This is a genomic window from Pseudomonas sp. TUM22785 (assembly GCF_028198105.1).
In the GTDB taxonomy this organism is placed as follows: Bacteria; Pseudomonadota; Gammaproteobacteria; order Pseudomonadales; family Pseudomonadaceae; genus Metapseudomonas; species Metapseudomonas solani.
Map to the genome: position 1 here is coordinate 3,279,960 of NZ_CP116239.1, position 19,959 is coordinate 3,299,918.

Annotated in this window: 13 protein-coding genes; 10 read left to right on the forward strand and 3 right to left on the reverse strand. The window is 61.7% G+C overall.

The annotated features are described in order from the left end of the window. Positions 1–24 precede the first annotated feature (24 nt). The 10 genes from PI990_RS15015 (at position 25) to PI990_RS15060 (ending at position 14,000) form a co-directional block, all read left to right on the forward strand. Positions 25–3,150 (forward strand): efflux RND transporter permease subunit, encoded by a 3,126-nt coding sequence (locus PI990_RS15015; protein WP_271661137.1) that lies wholly within the window; start codon positions 25–27, stop codon positions 3,148–3,150. A 5-nt stretch (positions 3,151–3,155) separates the two neighbouring features. Next, positions 3,156–4,580, forward strand: coding sequence for an efflux transporter outer membrane subunit (locus PI990_RS15020; RefSeq protein WP_271661138.1), 1,425 nt, complete (start codon positions 3,156–3,158; stop codon positions 4,578–4,580). Then, a complete protein-coding gene (locus PI990_RS15025) occupies positions 4,577–6,103 on the forward strand; it encodes an MFS transporter (protein WP_271661139.1) in 1,527 nt (508 codons plus the stop codon). Before PI990_RS15020 ends, PI990_RS15025 begins: the two co-directional genes overlap by 4 nt. A 123-nt stretch (positions 6,104–6,226) precedes the next feature. Beyond that, the gene (locus tag PI990_RS15030) at positions 6,227–7,003 is read left to right on the forward strand and encodes an APH(3') family aminoglycoside O-phosphotransferase (protein WP_271661140.1); all 777 of its coding nucleotides are present in this window, start codon (positions 6,227–6,229) and stop codon (positions 7,001–7,003) included. A 109-nt stretch (positions 7,004–7,112) separates the two neighbouring features. Further along, positions 7,113–8,153 carry a hypothetical protein gene (locus tag PI990_RS15035; protein ID WP_271661141.1) on the forward strand — a complete coding sequence of 347 codons (1,041 nt, stop codon included), beginning with the start codon at positions 7,113–7,115 and terminating at the stop codon, positions 8,151–8,153. A 669-nt stretch (positions 8,154–8,822) separates the two neighbouring features. After that, positions 8,823–9,632: an AraC family transcriptional regulator gene (locus PI990_RS15040; RefSeq protein ID WP_271661142.1), complete on the forward strand. Its 810-nt coding sequence runs from the start codon at positions 8,823–8,825 to the stop codon at positions 9,630–9,632. A 76-nt stretch (positions 9,633–9,708) separates the two neighbouring features. Next, the gene (locus PI990_RS15045; protein WP_271661143.1) at positions 9,709–10,086 is read left to right on the forward strand and encodes a cupin domain-containing protein; all 378 of its coding nucleotides are present in this window, start codon (positions 9,709–9,711) and stop codon (positions 10,084–10,086) included. Positions 10,087–10,765: 679 nt separating this feature from the next. Then, entirely contained in the window at positions 10,766–12,388 is a 1,623-nt protein-coding gene (locus PI990_RS15050) for a methyl-accepting chemotaxis protein (RefSeq protein WP_271661144.1), read from the forward strand. Positions 12,389–12,414: 26 nt separating this feature from the next. Further along, positions 12,415–13,584: a hypothetical protein gene (locus PI990_RS15055; RefSeq protein WP_271661145.1), complete on the forward strand. Its 1,170-nt coding sequence runs from the start codon at positions 12,415–12,417 to the stop codon at positions 13,582–13,584. 11 nt (positions 13,585–13,595) lie between these two features. Continuing rightward, entirely contained in the window at positions 13,596–14,000 is a 405-nt protein-coding gene (locus tag PI990_RS15060; RefSeq protein WP_263404454.1) for a phosphate ABC transporter substrate-binding protein, read from the forward strand. A gap of 206 nt (positions 14,001–14,206) precedes the next feature. Here the strand turns inward: PI990_RS15060 and PI990_RS15065 are convergent, their stop codons facing one another. The 3 genes from PI990_RS15065 to PI990_RS15075 form a co-directional block, all read right to left on the reverse strand. Beyond that, positions 14,207–14,830: a hypothetical protein gene (locus PI990_RS15065; protein WP_271661146.1), complete on the reverse strand. Its 624-nt coding sequence runs from the start codon at positions 14,828–14,830 to the stop codon at positions 14,207–14,209. A gap of 292 nt (positions 14,831–15,122) precedes the next feature. Then, positions 15,123–15,626 (reverse strand): BRO-N domain-containing protein, encoded by a 504-nt coding sequence (locus tag PI990_RS15070; RefSeq protein ID WP_271661147.1) that lies wholly within the window; start codon positions 15,624–15,626, stop codon positions 15,123–15,125. A gap of 326 nt (positions 15,627–15,952) precedes the next feature. After that, positions 15,953–19,804: a YobI family P-loop NTPase gene (locus PI990_RS15075; RefSeq protein ID WP_271661148.1), complete on the reverse strand. Its 3,852-nt coding sequence runs from the start codon at positions 19,802–19,804 to the stop codon at positions 15,953–15,955. Positions 19,805–19,959 lie beyond the last annotated feature (155 nt).

The window sequence follows — 19,959 nt, forward strand, 5'->3', positions numbered from 1 at the left end:
CGGGATAGTCGCGAGGAATCATCCATGTCTCTGTTCTTCATCAAGCGTCCCAACTTCGCGTGGGTGGTGGCGCTGTTCATCTCCCTGGCCGGCCTGCTGGTCATCCCGTTGTTGCCGGTTGCGCAGTACCCCAACGTGGCGCCACCGCAGGTCACCATCACCGCCACCTACCCGGGCGCTTCGGCGCAGGTGCTGGTGGATTCGGTCACCAGCGTGATCGAGGAAGAGCTCAACGGCGCCAAGAGCCTGCTCTACTTCGAATCCACCAGTAACTCCAACGGCACCGCTGAAGTGGTGGTCACCTTCCAGCCGGGCACCAACCCGGAACTGGCCCAGGTGGACGTGCAGAACCGCCTGAAGAGGGCCGAGTCGCGCCTGCCCCAGGCCGTGCTCACCCAGGGCGTAAAAGTGGAGCAGACCAGCGCCGGCTTCCTGCTCATCTACGCCCTCAACTTCAAGGAAGGCGCCCAGCGCAGCGACACCACCTTCCTCGGCGACTACGCCGCGCGCAACATCAACAACGAGCTTCGTCGGGTGGCCGGTGTCGGCAAGCTGCAGTTCTTCTCCTCCGAAGCGGCCATGCGCGTCTGGATCGACCCGCAGAAGCTGGTGGGCTACGGCCTCTCCCTGGACGACGTGAGCAACGCCATCCGTGGGCAGAACGTGCAGGTCCCGGCCGGTGCCTTCGGCAGCTCGCCGGGCAGCACCGAGCAGGAACTGACCGCCACCCTGGCGGTGAAGGGCACCCTGGACGACCCGGCCGAGTTCGGTCGCATCGTGCTGCGCGCCAACCAGGACGGCTCCTCGGTGAAGCTGGCCGACGTCGCCCGCCTGGAAGTGGGCAGCGAGAGCTACAACTTCTCCTCGCGCCTCAATGGCAAGCCCTCGGTCGCGGGCGCCATCCAGCTGTCTCCGGGCGCCAACGCCATCCAGACCGCCGAGGCGATCAAGCAGCGCCTGGCCGAGCTGTCGGTGAACTTCCCCGACGACGTGGAATATTCGGTGCCCTACGACACCTCGCGCTTCGTCGGCGTGGCCATCGAGAAGGTGATCCACACCCTGCTGGAAGCCATGGTGCTGGTGTTCCTGGTGATGTTCCTGTTCCTGCAGAACGTGCGCTACACCCTGATCCCGGCCATCGTCGTGCCGGTGTGCCTGCTGGGCACGTTCACGGCCATGTACCTGCTGGGCTTCTCGGTGAACATGATGACCATGTTCGGCATGGTGCTGGCCATCGGCATCCTGGTGGACGACGCCATCGTGGTGGTGGAGAACGTCGAGCGGATCATGGCCGAGGAGGGCCTGTCCCCGCGCGACGCCACGGTCAAGGCGATGGGCCAGGTGTCCGGCGCCATCGTCGGCATCACCATGGTGCTGTCGGCGGTGTTCCTGCCGCTGGCCTTCATGGCCGGTTCCGTGGGTGTGATCTACCAGCAGTTCTCCCTGTCGCTGGCGGTGTCGATCCTGTTCTCCGGCTTCCTCGCCCTGACCTTCACCCCGGCCCTGTGCGCCACGCTGCTCAAGCCGATCCCCAAGGGGCACCATGAGAAGCGCGGCTTCTTCGGCGCCTTCAACCGTGGTTTCACCGGCCTCACCCAGGGCTACACCCGCCTCAACGGCGGCCTGGTGAAACGTGCCGGGCGCTTCATGCTGGTGTACGCCGGCCTGGTGGCGGTGCTTGGCTACTTCTACCTGCGCCTGCCGGAATCCTTCGTGCCGGTGGAAGACCAGGGCTACATGATCGTCGACGTGCAGCTGCCGCCGGGCGCCACCCGTGCGCGCACCGACGTCACCGGCCAGCAGTTGGAGCAGTACCTGGGCTCCCGCGAGGCGGTGGAGAACACCTTCCTGGTGATGGGCTTCAGCTTCTCCGGCATGGGCGAGAACGCCGCGCTGGCCTTCCCGACCCTGAAGGACTGGTCCGTGCGCAGCGACGAGCAATCGGCCGGTGCCGAAGCCATGCTGACCAACCAGAGCCTCGCCGGTGTCAGCGACGGCGCGATCATGGCGGTCACCCCGCCGCCCATCGACGGCCTCGGCAACTCCGGTGGCTTCTCCCTGCGTCTGCAGGACCGTGGCGGCCTCGGCCGTGAAGCCCTGCTGGCCGCCCGCGACCAGTTGTTGGGCCAGGCCAACGGCAACCCGAAGATCCTCTACGCGATGATGGAAGGCCTGGCCGAAGCACCCCAGCTGCGCCTGGAGATCGACCGCGAGAAGGCCCGCACCCTGGGCGTGAGCTTCGAAACCATCGGCAGCGCGCTGTCCACCGCGTTCGGCTCCTCGGTGATCAACGACTTCTCCAACGCCGGCCGCCAGCAACGCGTGGTGGTGCAGGCCGAGCAGGGCGAGCGGATGACGCCGGAAAGCGTGCTCAAGCTCTACGTCAGCAACGCCAAGGGCGAGCAGGTGCCGCTCTCCGCCTTCGTCACCACCCACTGGGAAGAAGGCCCGGTGCAACTGGTGCGCTACAACGGCTACCCGACCATCCGCATCGCCGGCGACGCCGCACCTGGCGTCAGCACCGGTGAAGCCATGGCCGAGATCCAGCGCCTGGTGAGCCAGTCCCCGGCCGGCATCGGTTACGAGTGGACGGGCCTCTCCTACCAGGAGAAGGTCGCCAGCGGCCAGGCGGTGCAACTGTTCGCCCTGGCCATCCTGGTCGTGTTCCTGCTGCTGGTGGCGCTCTACGAGAGCTGGGCGATCCCGCTGTCGGTGATGCTCATCGTGCCCATCGGCGCCCTCGGCGCGGTGCTCGCGGTGACCTCGGTCGGCATGCCCAACGACGTCTACTTCAAGGTTGGGCTGATCACCATCATCGGCTTGGCGGCGAAGAACGCCATCCTCATCGTCGAGTTCGCCAAGGAACTGATGGAACAGGGTCGCGGCCTGCGCGAGGCGGCCATCGAAGCCGCGCGCCTGCGCTTCCGCCCGATCATCATGACCTCCATGGCCTTCATCCTCGGCGTGGTGCCCCTGGCCCTGGCCAGCGGCGCCGGTGCGGCCAGCCAGCGCGCCCTCGGCACCGGCGTGATCGGCGGTATGCTCAGCGCCACCGTCCTGGGGGTGATCTTCGTGCCCATCTGCTTCGTCTGGGTGCTGTCGCTGCTGAAGCGTCGCTCCGCACCCGCTCAACAATCCACGGAGGCCTGAGCGCCATGCACAGACACGCCTTGACCGCATCGGCCCTGCTGATCGCCCTGACCCTGGGCGGCTGCTCCATGGCCCCCACCTACGAGCGCCCCGAAGCGCCGGTGGCCGCGCACTGGAACGGCCCAGCCGCCAAAGCCGACCAGGCCGCCAGCGAGCTGGACTGGCGCACCTTCATCGTCGACGCCGACCTGCGTCGGCTGGTGGGGGAGGCGCTGGCCAACAACCGCTCCCTGCGCCAGACCCTGCTCGACATCGAGCAGGCCCGCGCCCAGTACCGCATCCAGCGCGCCGACCGGGTGCCGGGGCTTTCCGCCAGTGCTTCGGGCAATCGCCAGCGGGTGCCGGGGGACCTCTCCAGCACCGGCACCTCCACCGTCACCAGCAGCTACCAGGTGGGCGTGAGCCTGCCGGAGTACGAGCTGGACCTGTTCGGCCGGGTCAAAAGCCTCACCGACTCGGCCCTGGAGCAGTACCTGGCCACCGAGGAAGCGGGCCGCAGCGCCCGCATCGCCCTGGTCGCCGAAGTCACCCAGGCCTACCTCACCTATGACGGCGCCCAGCGCCGCCTGGCCCTGACCCGGCAGACCCTGGAAAGTCGCGAGGACTCCCTCGACCTGACCGCCCAGCGCCGCGCCGCCGGTGCCGCCACCGCGCTGGATCACCAGGAAGCCCTCGGCCTGGTGGAGCAATCCCGTGCCGAGCTGGAGGCCAACCAGCGGCAAAAGCAGCAGGCGCTCAACGCCCTGGTGCTTTTGATCGGCACGCCGGACGCCGCCAAGGCACTGCCCGAGGCCCCGCGTGACGAGCTGCTGCTGATCCAGGACATCGCCCCCGGCGCGCCCTCGGCGTTGCTGGAACGGCGCCCGGACATCCTCGCCGCCGAGCATCGGCTGAAATCGCGCAACGCCGATATCGGTGCGGCGCGCGCGGCGTTCTTCCCGCGCATCAGCCTCACCGGCAGCTACGGCAGTTCCAGCGCCGAGGTGTCCGGCCTGTTCGATGGCGGCTCGCGCTCCTGGAGCTTCATGCCGACCCTGTCGCTGCCGATCTTCGATGCCGGCCGCAACAGCGCCAACCTCGACCTCGCCGAAGTGCGCAAGGACGCCGCCGTGGCCGCCTATGAAGGCAGCATCCAGACGGCCTTCCGCGAAGTGGCCGACGCCCTGGCCGCCACCGACACGCTGCGCCGCGAGGAAGCGGCCCGCCGCGCCCTGGCCAACACCAGCAACGAGACCCTCAAGCTGGCCAAGGCCCGCTACGAAGGTGGTGTCGACAGCCACCTGCGCTACCTGGATGCCCAGCGCAGCAGCTTCGTCAACGACTCCACGCTGATCGAAACCAGCACCCAGCGGCAGCTCGCCCTGGTCGACCTGTTCCGCGCCCTGGGTGGCGGCTGGAGCAGCGCCGACGCCAGCGTGGAGAGTCGATGAGTTCGAGCCACCCTCCGGGCAAACGCTGGCTGATCCTGCTGGTGGTGGTCCTGGCGTACCTGCCCATCGTCATCGACATGACGGTGCTGCACATCGCCGTGCCGTCGCTGACCCTGTCCCTCGGGGCCAGCGGCGAGCAGGTGCTGTGGATCATCGATATCTACCCGCTGATCATGGCCGGCCTGCTGGTGCCCATGGGCACCCTGGCGGACCGCATCGGCAGCCGGCCCATGCTGCTCACCGGCCTGCTGGTGTTCGTCGGCATGTCCTGCGTGGCGGCCTATGCGCCCACGGCCGGCGCCCTGATCGCCGCCCGCGCGGGCATGGCGGTGGGCGCCGCCATGGCCTTGCCCTGCACCCTGGCGATCATCCGCCGCGCCTTCGAGTCGCCCAAGGAACGCGGCATCGCCCTGGGCCTGTGGGGCACGGTGGCCTCCGCCGGCGCGGCGCTCGGCCCGTTGGTGGGGGGCGCGCTGCTGGAGCATTACTGGTGGGGCTCGGTGTTCCTCATCAACCTGCCGGTGATGCTGCTCATCTGGCCCCTGGCCTATGTACTGGTACCCCGTGATGCCGGCAGTGGCAGCGGTGGCTGGAAGATCGGCCAGGCGCTGCTGCTGATCGCCGGCATCATCGCCAGTGTCCATGCGCTCAAATCCGGCCTCAAGCCGGGCGGGCCGTCCTGGGTCAGCGGCCTCACGCTGCTGGTGGGTGTCCTGTTGCTGGCCGACTTCGTGCGCCGCCAGCTCACCAGCGCCGAACCCATGCTCGACCTGAGCCTGTTCGCGCGGCCGGCGATCCGCTCCGGGCTGATCATGGCGTTGGTGGTGTCCGGCGCCCTGGCCGGCACCGAACTCACCATCGCCCAGGAGCTGCAACTGGTGCTCGGTCGCACGCCACTGCAAGCCGGGCTGTTCCTGTTGCCGCTGATGATCGCCGCCGGCGTCGGCGGGCCGCTGGCGGGGTACCTGGCGTCCCTGGTCGGCCTGCGCCGGGTGGCGACCACCGCCTTGCTGTGCTCGGCCATCAGCCTCGCCGGGCTGGGGTTCAGCGACTTCCGCGAGGCCGGGCTGGCCGTGGTCGGCCTGCTGGTATTGCTGGGCCTGGCCCTGAGCATCGGCCTCACCGCATCCTCCATCGCCATCATGGGCGCCGCGCCGGTCAGCAAGGCGGGCGCCGCCGGTGCGCTGGAGGCCACCGCCTACGAGATGGGCACCGGGCTGGGCATCACCGCCTTCGGCGTGCTGCTCTCCAGCGTCTATGGCGCCGCCATCCACCTGCCGGGCGGCGTGTCCGAGGCGGTGAAGGACCAGGCGATCCGCTCGCTGTCGGACACCCTGGTCGCCGCCGAGCGCCTCGACGCCACCCTGGCCGCGACGCTGGCCCAGGCCGGCCGCGAAGCCTTCAGTGCAGCCCACGGCGCGGTGCTGCTCTCCGCTGCCACCTTGCTGGTCGGCCTGGCGGTGGTGGTGTTCCTCTCGCTGGGCAAGGAGGAGGGCAGCGAGCCGGCCGCAGTGGGGCACTGAGTGCGATGCGTCTGCGACTCTGGGCCGGGGCTGCGCATTCAAGGCCTGTCACAATTTCCGCGCATCCTGCGCCCGGCGGCTGCGCTATCGTTGCGCGCTTTCCATCAACGACAGGCGGGCTCCATGCCATTCGTGCTTCCTCCTTCCATCGCGCGCTTCATCGACGGCGCGCCCCTGACGCGGGATTGCGTCGGTGAATCCCCGTGCGAAGTCCACGCCTTCAGCCGGGGCAACGACCGTTTCTTCCTCAAGCTGAGCGCCGCCGTCTATGTGCCCACCACCTACAGCGTGCTGCGCGAGGCACGTGTGCTGCAGTGGCTGGACGGCAAGCTCGCCGTGCCCGAAGTGGTGGCCAGCACGGCGGATGAGGCCCATGAATTCATGATCACCCGCGCCGTGCCCGGCCAGCCGCTCTCCGAGCTGATGGCGGAGGCGCCCACCGTGCACCAGGCCTTCGGTGAGGCCCTGCGCCAGCTCCAAGCCGTGCCGGTGGAGGGCTGCCCCTTCGACTCGTCAGCCGCCGTGCGCCTGCGCGAGCTGGAGTACCTGGTGGGCCAGGGTCTGATCGCCGATGACTGGGCCCCGGACACCTGGCCCGACCTGCCGACGCCCGAGGCGCTGATCGCCCACCTCCACGCCAGCGTACCGGTCGAAGACCTTGCCTTCAGCCACGGCGACTTGTGCGACGCCAACCTCTTCCTCGATGCCCGGGAGCGCCTGCACTTCATCGACCTGGGGCGCGGCGGCCTGGCCGACCGCTGGCTGGATATCGCCTTCGCCCACCGCAACCTCGCCGAGGAGCTGTCGCCGGCAGCGGCCGAGCGCTTCATCCGCCAACTGGGCATCCCCGACCAGCCGGCCAGGCGCCTGTTCTTCGAACAGCTGGACGAGATGTTCTAAGCCCCTTGCGGGCACTGACCTAGCTCATCTGCACTATTTCGCCCCCATACCGTGTCGATGGAAAATGACCGGTCCAGGACCCGCTCCAGCCTCTATCAAGGATCGATGCATGCGACTGCCTCGCCCGCTTTACGCCCTGTCTTCCGCCTTGCTGCTTGCCCTGTCCCTCGCCGGTTGCGTGCCCGAGCCCTATACCAGCGGCTACGGCATGGACGACCCGAGCAACGGGCCCCTGCTGGACAAGGTGGACGCGGCGCTCAAGGCGAACATGGCCGTGGTGCTGGTGGCCGACGTGATGCCGCACAAGACGCTGAACGACGCGTTGACCATGACCCAGTGGACGCCCACGGTGATCTGGCAGAACGAGAACGACCCGAACATCACCTTCGGCCGCCGCTTCAAGACCAACCAGCTGCAGCGCGACCCCAAGCCCAACAACCTGTTCACGGCCTTCGAGGTGCACATCCTGCCGCCCGGCAAGTACCTGCTCACCGGGGGCGACGACTACCAGATCCGCGGCGTGCTCGACGAGGTCGGCGCCCGCAGCGGCCCGGTCGGCTCGGGTAAGGGCCCCAACGGCACCGCGTACCTGTCCACCGAGATGTACCGCGAGTACTACCGCGAAGAGGTGTGGAAGGACGCCACCTACGGCAGCGAAATCAAGACCCAGCAAGTCTGCACCGCCGTGCACGTGGCCAGCGGCGCCTGCGTGGCCTGGGGTGAGCAGCAGTACAGCCAGACCACCCAGGGCGCGGGGGCCGGCTACTACCAGCAGACCGACTCCCGGGACGTAGCCTCGATCAAGATCCAGGCGCGCCTGCCGGCAGACAAGGCCCTCGCCAGCTTCACCGTCCAGGGCGGGCAACTGGTGCTGGCCCCGCGCATGCACCTGAAGAGCCCCAGCGCCCAGTACCAGCGCTCCAAGTGCCGGGCGACCGACCCGACGAAGATCGAGTGCCCGCTGCAGAACTTCACTGTCTACACCTGGCCGGCGCCCATGGACTTCGCCACCTCCGTCATCGCCCCGCGCTACCTGAGCGACAGGCACCAGGAGATGCTGTCCCGGCTTGTGCCCCTGCAACTCACCCCGCTGCGCCAGCAGGGCAAGGAAGACCCGCTCTGGGGCGTACCGCTGTCGTTGACCCCGTAAGCCCGCCCGCCAGCGGTGTCCGGCATGACTCCGAATGGTGGACCGATGAAGCGCGGTCCACCCTACGCCCGGTCAATCGCACCTATGCACCGGAACCCCCGCGAACGCGAGGCCTCCGAACCAGCAAAACGGCCGCCTCCAGGCGAGCCCGCACTCACGGCCGCGTAGGGTGGATGGCGCTTTTTTCATCCACCAGCGAAGCGACCGGCGAGCCCGAATGGCGGACCGTTGAAGCGCGGTCCACCCTACGCCCGGTCAATCGCCCCCATGCACCGGAACCGCCGAGAACCTTAGGCCTCCGAACCGGCAACACGGTTGCTCCCTGGAGAACCCGAACTCATAGCCGCGTAGGGTGGATGGCGCTTTTTTCATCCACCAGCGACGTGTCCGGCGATCCCGAATGGTGGACCGATGAAGCGCGGTCTACGCCCAGTCCATCGCCCTCCATGGACCCACACCGAGGCCAGGAGGTGAGGGCATGCCTGCTGCAACCTATGGCGCGCTGAGGTTGGCTGGTATTCAATCAGCCCCTGGCACAAACCCGCGACCCAATGGAGACAACCCCATGAGCAATGACCGCCGCAAGGTGGAAGAGGGCGCCGACGACGTCACCCGCCTGATCGCCGCGCTCAACGCCTCGTGCCCCGCCAAGGCCCGGAAGCGCGCCTGATGACCGAGCTGCCCGGCACGCGCGACTGGGTGCTGCGCAGCGACCACCCGGCGCGGATCGAACGCATCGAGGCCTACTTCGGCGGCCACGGCTACGACCCGCACCGTCACGACACCTACGCCATCGGCCGCACCCTCTCCGGGGTGCAGAGCTTCAGCTACCAGAAGAGCCTGCGTCACAGCCTGCCCGGCGGCACCCTGGTGCTGCACCCCGACGAGCTGCACGACGGCATGGCCGGCACCGAGGCCGGCTTCCACTACCGGATGATCTACGTCGAGCCGGTGCTGATCCAGCAGGTGCTCGGGGGCAGGGCGCTGCCCTTCGTGCCGGGCGGCCTCTCCGATGACCTGCGTCTGCACCGCGCCACCGAAACCTTCATGCAGGCCATGGACCGCCCGCTGCAGGCATTGGAGGAACAGGACGCCCTCTACGACCTGGCCCAGGCGCTGCAGGCGGTGGGTGGCAGGCGGCGAGGGCGCCGGGCCTTCGATTTCGCCTCGGCCGAGCGCGCCCGGGACTACATCCACAGCCACCTCGGCAGCAACGTCACCCTCGACGAACTGGAGCGCGCCAGCGGCCGCGAACGCTGGAGCCTGTCCCGCGATTTCCGCGCGCTCTACGGCACCAGCCCGTACCGCTACCTCACTCTGCGTCGCCTCGACCGCTGCCGGCGCATGCTGCTGGACGGCTTCAGCCTCGCCGATGCCGCCCTGGCCGCCGGCTTCTTCGACCAGAGCCACATGACCCGCCACTTCACCCAGTGCTACGGCCTGCCGCCGGCGCGCTGGCTGCGCATGCACGGCCGCTGAAGCTGCAGGATCGTACAAGAGCGCTACGGCGGGCCTCGCTACTCTCGCGGCTCAATCCCCAGCCCGGAGCCGCACCATGGCCGTTCAGCCCAATCACCAGAGCATCAACCTGTTGCACAAGGTCTCGCTGTTCAGCGAGCAGTGGAGCCCCAAGGTCGTCGCCGAAATGAACGACTACCAGTTCAAGGTCGTGCGCATCGCCGGCGACTTCATCTGGCATTCCCACGCCGACACCGACGAAGCCTTCCTGGTGCTCGAAGGCCAGCTGCGCATCGATTTGCGCGACGGCACCGTCCTCCTCGGGCCGGGCGAGCTCTACGTCGTGCCTAAGGGCGTCGAGCACAAGCCCTACGCCGAAGGCGAGGTGAAAATGATGCTCATCGAGCCCCGTGGCGTGCTCAACACCGGCGAGGAAGGCGGCGAGCGCACCGCGCAGAACGACGTCTGGATCTGATCGCCCGCCTGTGTACCAGCACGGGGATGGAACCCTCAGCTGAGGGCTCGACAGGATGAACACGTGCCGTAGGGTGTGCCGTGCGCACCTCCCCACGGTGCTTCCGGCGAGCCTGATCGCCCTCCCGCATCGCACCTCCGTAGGAGCGAATTCATTCGCGATCAGCGGGCGCTGCCGCGCCCCGGGCTGAAGCCCGGGCTACACACCGATCCCACGTCGGTTGTAGGGGCGACTTCAGTCGCCCAGCGCCTTCGTGGGAGCGAATTCATTCGCGATAGGCGGGGCGGGGTGCAACCACGACCCCGCTATGTAGGGCTTCGCCCTGACACGCGACGTTGCACAGCCTTCCACCCTCACTGCGGCACAGCGTCGCGCCGATCTGGCGACGCTTCGATTCCTTCATCCCCACATCGCCCCGGCCCGCTGGAGCCCCTGCAGCGCCTGGCCGTAACCCGCAAACGCAGCGGTAAAGCGCAGCGCAGAGGACTTCCCGCAGGTTAAGGATTTACGACAGAAGGTAGGCATTTTCCCCGGATGGGGGCTATAGCAAAGAGAAGGGCAGCCGAAACAGGAATCGGCATAACTAGAAATAAAAGTCACAGCGTGACCGCCAAGTGGCTATTGGCCACTAAATAGTCTTTTTGTACAATCCGCGCCCCAATCTTGGGTACCTGCCAAAATGCTGAAGAATCTGTCGCTGACACTAAAGCTGTCTCTGCTGCCCGCTGTTGCCTTGTTGGGTCTATTGCTGTTCGTCGGCTACACCTCGATGCAGCTCTCGGCCAACGACGACCGCCTGGTAACCCTCGAAAACAACAGCTTCCCCACGCTGGAGAAGGCTGACGCGGTGAATTTCCAGTTCTCCCGCCTGCCCGGGCTGCTCAACAGCGCGGTGGCCGCTGGCGAGCTGGAAACCCTCGACGAAGCCCGCAAGGTGCTGGCCGATATCGCCGGCATGCAGCAGGCCCTGCAACCGCTGACCCGCGCCAACAGTGAGCGTGCCAGCGAGCTGGACGCCTGGCGCGCCGCCATCGGCCGCTATGCCGACAACGCGCTCTCCGCCTCCGAGCAACTGATCAAGGGCAGCGCCGGGTTCGACGACCTGCGCCCCAGCCTCGACCGCATGGCCACCGACCTGAAGGCCGCCCAGGACCTCGGCGCCGCCTTCCGCGCCCATGCCTACAAGGACTTCCAGGCCACCCTGGTGCAGGCCCGTACCGACAACGCCGAAACCACCCGCGTGGGCTTCATCCTCACCGCCTTGCTGGTGGCGCTGGTAGGCCTCGGCGCCTGGGTGATCATCCGCGGCATCATGGGCAACGTGCACGGCGTCATCGAATCCCTGCAGGCCATCGCCCGTGGCGACGGCGACCTCACCCGTCGCGTCAACGTCGACTCCCGTGACGAGATCGGCGAGATGATCCAGCTGTTCAACGGCTTCCTCGACAAGCTCCAGGGCACCATCCGCCAGATCATCGAGGCCGCCAGCCCGCTGGGGCAGATGTCCAAGGAGCTCTACCGCCTCACCCAGGGCGCGGAAGAGAACGCCAAGTCGCAGCAGGGCCACACCGACTCCATCGGGCGTGACATCCAGACCATGACCAGCAGCATCCAGGAGGTGGCCCAGCGCTCCCAGCAGGCCACCCAGGGTGCCGGCGACGCCTCGCGCCAGGCCGTCGACGCGCGCACCAGCATCAACGCGCTGTCCGGCAGCATCAGCGACCTGGGCAGCAGCGTGCTCGGTGCCGTGCAGGCCATGCAGCAACTGGAGGAGGAGACCCAGCAGGTCGGCTCCGTGCTCACCGTCATCCGCAGCATCGCCGAACAGACCAACCTGCTCGCCCTCAACGCCGCCATCGAGGCCGCCCGCGCCGGCGAACAGGGCCGTGGCTTCGCCGTGGTCGCCGACGAGGTGCGCAACCTCGCTCAGAAGACTGCCGCCTCCACTGCCGAGATCCAGCAGATCATCCAGCGCCTGCAGAACAGCGCCAATGGCGTGCTCAACGTCATGACCGCCAACGGCGACAAGGCCCAGGCCAGCATCGAACGCTCGGTCGAAGCCACCCGCATGCTCGAGTCCATCGCCACCGCGGTGGGCCAGATCGATGAACTGAACGCCGGCATCGCCCAGCTCACCCAGGAGCAGATCGGCCTCTCCAGTTCCATCCAGCAAGAGACACAAGTGTTGCAGCAGGACGCACAAGCAACCGCCCATGGTGCAGATGCCACCGCCCGCCTCGGCGAGCAGCTGGTCAGTACCGGAGATCACCTGCGCGCGGCCACGGCCCAGTTCCGCGTTTAAAACCCCATTTTCAACGGAGCATCACGATGACCAAACTTCGTCTCCTCGGCCTGTCCATCTGCCTGGCAGGCTCTCCGGCGTTCGCGCTGGAGCAGGGCGAATACCGTTTCAACGGTTTCGGTACCGTCGGCGTCACCCACCTCGGTGGCGAAGACGACGGTCGCAGCTACGGCATCACCGGCCAGACCACCGACTCCTGGCGCGGCGACCAGCTGAGCAAGTTCGGCGCCCAGCTGAGCTACGGCCTCACCGACACCGTGGGCGTCACCGTCCAGGCCACCGCCAAGCCCCAGCAGGACGAGTGGAAGGCCAACCTCGAGTGGGCCTACCTGTCGTGGCAGGCCAACGACGAGCTGATGTTCCGCTTCGGCCGCCTGCGTACCCCCGTGTACATGTACTCCGAGAGCATCGACGTAGGCTTCAGCTACCCCTGGCTGCGCCTGCCGGACGAGGTCTACAGCCAGGTCCAGCTGTCCAACTACGAAGGCGCCGACGTCGTCTACAACATGCCGCTGTCCTTCGCCACGCTGTCGTTCCAGCTCGCTGGCGGCCAGGCCAAGAACCGTGACTACTTCGCCTACGACGACCAGTTCGACATCGACTACAACAAGGTCTTCGGCGGCAACGTCAGCCTCGCCACCAACGATTTCGGCACCTTCCGCGTCGGCTACGTAGAAGCCGACATCAAGACCGACATCACCGGCACCGTGGTCGGCATCCTGCCCCCGGGCGTTGGCGTGGTGCAGCAGCAGAGCCTGCTCAACCTCGACAACAAAAAGGGCAAGTTCACCTCCATCGGCTACCAGTACGACAACGGCACCTGGCTCACCGCCAACGAGTGGACCAGCCGCAAGGTCGAAGGCGACAACACCGGCAACACCGACTCCTTCTACCTGATGGGCGGCCGTCGCTTCGGCGAGTTCCTCGGCCACGTCACCTACGCCCAGCTGGATGATGACGAAGGCCGCCAGAACTCCTGGACCCTCGGCCTGAACTACAACATCCTGCCCACCGTCGTGCTCAAGACCGAGTACAAGCGCGTGGACACCAGCGGCGGCTATGACGGCGTATTCATCCGCAACGCCCAGGAGCTCTACGAGAACACCGTCAGCGAGCGCACCAACGGTGCCTTCGGTGTACCGGCCCGCAACTACGACGGCGACATCATCAGCGCCGGCGTCGAATTCGTGTTCTGAGGAGCCGGTACATGAAGCAGTCAATCAGCCTCCTGATCGCCGCTGCCGGCCTCAGCGCCGCCACCCTGGCCAGCGCCGAAGTCGCCGTCATCGTCAATGCCGGTGCCTCGGCCAGCCCGTCGCAGTCCGACGTGGCCAACATCTTCCTCGGCAAGAACAAATCCCTCAAAGGCGTCGACCAGAAAGACTGGAACGCCACCAAGGAGAAGTTCTACACCGCCGTCACCAGCAAGAACGAAGCGCAGCTGAAGTCCTACTGGTCCGGCCTGGTGTTCACCGGCAAGGGCCAGCCGCTGCCCACCGTCGCCGGTGACGCCGACGTGGTCGCCAAGGTCGCCGCCGAAGCCGACGCCATCGGCTACGTCGACAAGGCCGCCGTGACCGACAAGGTCAAGGTGCTCTTCACCCTGCCGTAACCCGGCGCGGTAATGAAAAGGCCGACGGGGCAACCCGCCGGCCTTTTTCTTTGCCCAATCAAACCTCAACGCAACCCCCTGTAGGGGCGACTTCACTCGCCCGGCGATGCCCGGCATCGCGCCGTTTTTTTGTGGGAGCGAATTCATTCGCGATAGGCCGTCCCGCTACGAACCGAAAGCCAACAGGACGAACACCTGCCGCGCCTTCAGGGAAGCTGGCACTCGTAATAAGCACCTTGGAGCGTGCTCGTAGGGCACCACTTCGCCATGTTGACCAGGTAAGCAGTGGGATTGAGCGTCTTGGCTTGAGCCAACGCCTGCTTGGCTTCGTTGTTGTCGAGGTAGACCTTCACGCTGCGGAACGAGCCGGCCCGGCGAAATATCTGCGCATCCATCTTTAGGCTCTCTTTGATCGTCCCGACGGCTCTCTGCGCGTCGGCAAGTAGACCGCTACCGCCCATGACCACCCCCCAGGTATCCGCCGGGCTGGTTGCCGAGGGGGTAGCTGCCGCACTTGAAGGAATGGCGGGAAGCGCGGTGGCCGAGATAACCGCCTCCGCTTGATCCTTCGACATGGGAACTCCCGAATAGGCGTCCAGTATCTTCACGGCCCAGCCTCTTATCTCCTGGTCCGCTTTCGCGTTTTCGTCGGTGCGTGGGTCCTCGGTCAGGATGGTGACGGCCAGCTCCACGAACTTCACTTCCGCGTCCCGCTGCTTGTTTGCGCTGGCAACGACATCTGCCAGGACTGCGATCGCAATAGGAATGAATACGGCGGCGATGGCTTTGCTGATGTAGTCGAGTTTCTGCCAGTTGTTGATGGATTCCATTCCGTCGTCCTCGGTTGTGCCTATCCAATCACCCTAGTAATTACGAGAGTAGTTCACTTGATCCCGACAGGATGGCACGTGCCGTAGGGTGTGCCGCGCGCACCGCCGCTCGGTGCCACCGGTAAGGCTGGAACCCAGGCTATGCACGCGATCGCGCAGGGTGTAGGGGCGACTTCAGTCGCCCAGCGATGCGCAGCATCGCGCTTGCGCAGGACCGAACTCATTCGCGACAGGCGGGGGCAGGGCGCAACCCACGACCCCCGCCACGTTGGGCTTCGTTCCTCAGCCCAACCTACAGGAGCTGCAAGCCCTTCCAGCTCGGCAGGTTGCGCAGTTCCGGCTCGTCATGGATGGCCAGGAACACCGGCAGGTCACGCCGCGCGATCCAGATATCGCCCTGCCACTTGAGCACGCCCACCTGCTGGTTCGCCCAATGCATCAGGGCCCGTTGCGGCGCTGCCTCGGCATCGCGGTGGCGGTCGTGCAGGGTGGGCAGCACCACCTCGCTCAACCACTGGCCGATGCAGCGGTGCTCCGGGTGGCGGAAGCGGTACAACGCCTTGTAGGCCCCGGCATCGCTGATCACCTCCACCTCCTCGCGCAGCCCGGTGGCGTACTCCAGCAGCACCCAGCGCTTCTGGTTCGGGTCCATCCGCTGGGGTAGGCGATAGGGGCGCAGCGCACCGATCATCCGCGCGAAATCCACGGCGACGAACCAGGGCTGGTTGTCGATCATCACGGCGCGCAGGGGATAGGTGTTGCGGTGGAAGAAGAGCGGGGTGAGTGCTTCGTGCATGGTGTAGCTCCTAGCTGAGGTCTCTGGAGCCGTCACCACCCGCTGTCAAACGAAGGGTGACGGACCGCGCGGGGTTGACAGACCGGAGCTAGGGCCGGCAGACCCGAAGGTCTCCCCGCGCGATCCGCCATAAAACGGTGCAGTCATAAAACTGCATACGCACCGATGCCTGCAAAAAACATTCGCTGTTTCTCGCATGCACCTGGTGGCGCAATCGCGCCTAGCTCGTCGGGCTGTCAAACCCGGTCGCGGGATTTACCGCGACCGGCGAAGGATAGGGAGGTGGGGCGGGGAGGGCAAGAGGTGCAAGCAGTCATAGAAGCTTATTAGCCTGTTTTCATTTCACTGGGCTTTGAAGTTGCGGTAATAGTTGTATCGTCAGAGGTAATGGTTTGTATAAAGCCTCTCGTTTTAAGTGATGTAAGCAATCTGATGTTCTGATCGTTATTTGGGACTTTAATTTTTCTTGAGCTTGGAGAGAGTTTGGAGAATTCTTTGTCAGGCATAAGCATAAGCATAGGATGTGTTTCGCTCCAACTGCTAGAAGGTAGGCATTGAATTAGTAATTCTAGTCGCTGCGCCGGTTCTAGTGCCTCATTGTGAAATATGCGCTTTAGAGTTGGAATGTAGTGTGTGGAAAAATTTAATGACTCTTTATTTGCCAGTTGGCAAATTCTCAAGAGTTCCTCGATGGCTCTCTCGTTGGCTTCTAGAAAATCCGCAGGGACGCCCTCCCACATTGATATTTTATCATGCAGGGTAGGCCCGTCTTTTGGGCTGAGAAGTAGAATTAACGCCGGGGTTAGTTGAGGGGCGTTAGTGTTGGTGCTCGCTTCAGTCCAACGCTTTGCAAGATATATGGCCTCTAGCTCTTCATCAATTGTTCGGAGCTTTTCGTGAATTTCGACGCTGTATTTTATTGAGCTGGAGCGCGCGAGTATAATCCAGCGCTCTACTGATATGGTTAACTCAAGTAGTGTGGAATTTTCAATGTGTGTGTTAGAAAAAATACATTGAAGTGTATCGTTGTCTATGTGCGAGTTGCGAAGTAAATATTGTTGAAAAATTATTGTTTCGGTGTTGCTGGAGCGCCAGATTTCGTCTTGTAATTGCTTTGAGTTTTTGTTCATGAAGCTTGCGAGCGCGGACATGTCGCGATCTTCGCAGCCTTTGCTCGCTAGTGCTGGGGCAAGAATTTCATGGAAGAAGGTCCAGACGGACTCTGCTTTTGTGAGCACTCTGTTTGATTCAAGGGCATTGCACCATAGTGATTTAGGTATTTCTTTGAGTTCGTTGAATGTGCATTCTGTGCGGTTAAAAAGAGCTTCCGCAAGGTCTGGGTCTTCAGCTATGAATGCTAGTAGTTCAGAGAGACTTTCGCTAGATTCTGTCAGAGTGCCCAGTTGACTTAACAATGCTTCAGCAAATTCATGGGCTGACGATAGTAGAAGTTCTTGCAGGCCTTCTATATTCAGATTTCGAAGTTGGTAGTAGCTAAGTGGCTCTGAGTTACTGGCGGTGGTCTTGTCGGGGGTGGTGCCCTCTGTTTTATTGCGAAGCAGCAGTAGCATATGTAAATTTGGTTTGAAATGGTTTTGCTTGATTAGTGTTTTTAAGTCTTCTAGTGATGTTCTGCTTCCCAGGTTGTTGAAGAGTACATTGCCTTCTTTAAGCCATTCCCATCCTTTTTCGTATGTTTCTAGGTTGGACATAAGTCGGGATACGTCTTCTAGATTTTCTATTGCTTCATACAAATTCTCTTGATACTCGCTGCTTAGACTCTTAAATTCAATAATGTGTAGGCCGCTAATGATCGAAAATATAAGCTCTTGTTTTGAGCTTGCTGCAGCGAATCTCTCTGATTTGTTGAGGAGTTCAATAAATAATGAAGGCTCTATTGAATTGATGGCCTGAATTAGTTTTGGGCTGTCGGCTGTGTAGAGTAGTGATTCTGTTGCTTCTGCTATTCGATCTAAATGGCCATTCAGTCCGTCTTTGAAAATGGTAGATAGTTTGTTTCTATTGATGCTGTCAGCATGTCGGTATTGTGTTTTGCAGAGCTCCTTTAAGATGTCTGTAATTATTCCTTTCCCATCACTTAGATCTGCTGCGTCTAATTTTTCAATTACCTTTCTAGCTGTTCTGACTGGAGTTGCAACGTCTGGGGATATCCCGTTTCTAAGATCTAGTATTAGGTTTTTGTCTTCCGCAGATATTGAGCCTTCGTAGAAATATCCAAAGTAGTCTGTGTAATCAGTGTCGAAGTAGCCAGAGCGCATCAGGTAGCTGACTATGCTTTGATCTTTTAGCGTTGCTGCTATTGTTTCGCCATAGCTTCCTAAAGCTCCTGCTCGGAATGTAAGGTGGGTGGCTCGAGCAATTTCTTCACGCTGATTTTTTATTCGCTCATCAATTTCCGAGAGCGTGTTTTGAAGTGTGTTGTACCTTTGAGTGTAAGACGTTGATTCCAAGATTTCTTTGGTTCCAACGCTTCTTGGTGCTTGTTGAACTATTCTTTCATATTGATCAGTGGTTATTGATGTTAATAGATTGTTATTGCTGAAAATATCTTCGAAAAAATCGTCGCTAACAAACTGTTTTAGTGTGACTTTTTGGTTCTGGTTTTGGTCTCTAAGTAGCTGGTTTGGGGCAGGTATTTCGCTTGCTTCGTGAATGGCGTACCAAACATAGGCTCTTAATTCTGTTGTGCTTTTTGCGATCTCTTGAATTCGTGCCTCTCTAAGTTTTCGCAAGTCGTCAAGAGCCTCGTTTGCTTGTTTTATTTTTTCGGATCGCCACTCCCCAAAGGCAGTAATTATTTCGTAGATCGGTCCTTTTCGCTTAACTAAATCAGCATAGGCTTTAGGGAGTAAATTTCGGATTGTTATTATTGAAAATAGCTTGTTGGGATCAAGTTTTAGGCCGGAATCAGAAACCAGTATGCTTGAGAACATGTCGAACTCATTAACGATATTTTTGATTGTTCGCATGTCATCTATATAGTAGCAGATAGTTTCCGCTAGCGATGGATCAAGGGTTTTGTCAAGAGTGGTGTTGTTCAGTGTGCGAGTGCGAAGTAACTCAATAAGTTTTTCTCGAGAATTTTCAGAGTTGACCACGGGAATGATAGGGATTATTACGTCGAAGAATTTGGTTTTCTCTCCTGGCTGAAAAAGCTCGTCCCGAATTGCATATATAAAATAAATTGGTCGTTTTATCTGAGGCGATTGTTTTATTATGAAATTAATTTCTCTTAGTCGTGTAAATGCATCGTGAATGCCGAATCTATCTAGGTCCTCAATTATGATAATGTCTATATTGCTTTTTTCGAAGCAATATATTAATTCGTCAATGTGTTTGTGTAGTGCAGATCCCTGATGGACTATCTCTAGCTTCCCTCCTTTGATTGTGAGGCCGTCAATACTAAAGGGGGATAACGATTTTAGGAGTGAGAATAGTAAATAAAAACTAGCTGCCCCTAAGATAATAATGGCGATCCATGCGGGTATATTAATTAGTGCTGGAATTAGCCATGATGGATCAAGGTTTGGTAGTTTCTCAATCGTTGGTATGTAAAGCCTGCAGGCGCTAATTGCGAGCAGGGTGATTATTGTTGTTGTGGAAAATATTTTAGATGAAGAGGCCTGGGTAATGCGTTTGAGTCGAGTTTTAGGAAGACGCTCTGCTGGGACAGAGTAAAGTAGTTGTTGGACAATCGTCTCTTCAATGCGGGTCAAAATTTCTAAATTTGATTCTTTCTTGGAGGGGCTTGTGTTTTTGCTGTCATTGAGTTCGGGTTGTATGGTTGATTCAGTGCCAAATGCTGCAAGTGAGACAAATGAGTAATTAAATTCTGGGTGACGGTCAATGAATGTGTGGATTACGCTGCTTTTGCCTGCGCCATACTCCCCAGAGATAGCTATGTTTCTGATTTGTTTGTTTTTTAGTGCTTCTAGCAGTTCGCTTTCGTAGCGCCGAAATTGCGTAGGTTCCAGTAGTGTTGGCGTTAACGGTTCAAATTTATTCGTGCTATTGGGTGGTGAAAGGAACTCCGTTGCTGCGCTCACGGCCTTAATGAAGGCGCCTTTGTATCGTCTATATCTACCCACAAGGTAGCGGACTGAAGAGGCGGCTTTATCTGCTCTCTGTCGAAGATAAAACTTTACCTCTTTGAGCATATCGGTTCGCTCCTTTGTGTGGGCTAGTACACCTTAGAGAAGGTTAATTAGGTTTGAGTTGGGCGGGGTATGTGGAGTCATGTTAGTTGCTGTAACTGTTGAGCTATAGGAGGCTGGCTCCATAAATTTTTTTAGGTTTATTTTTCGTAAGTTTG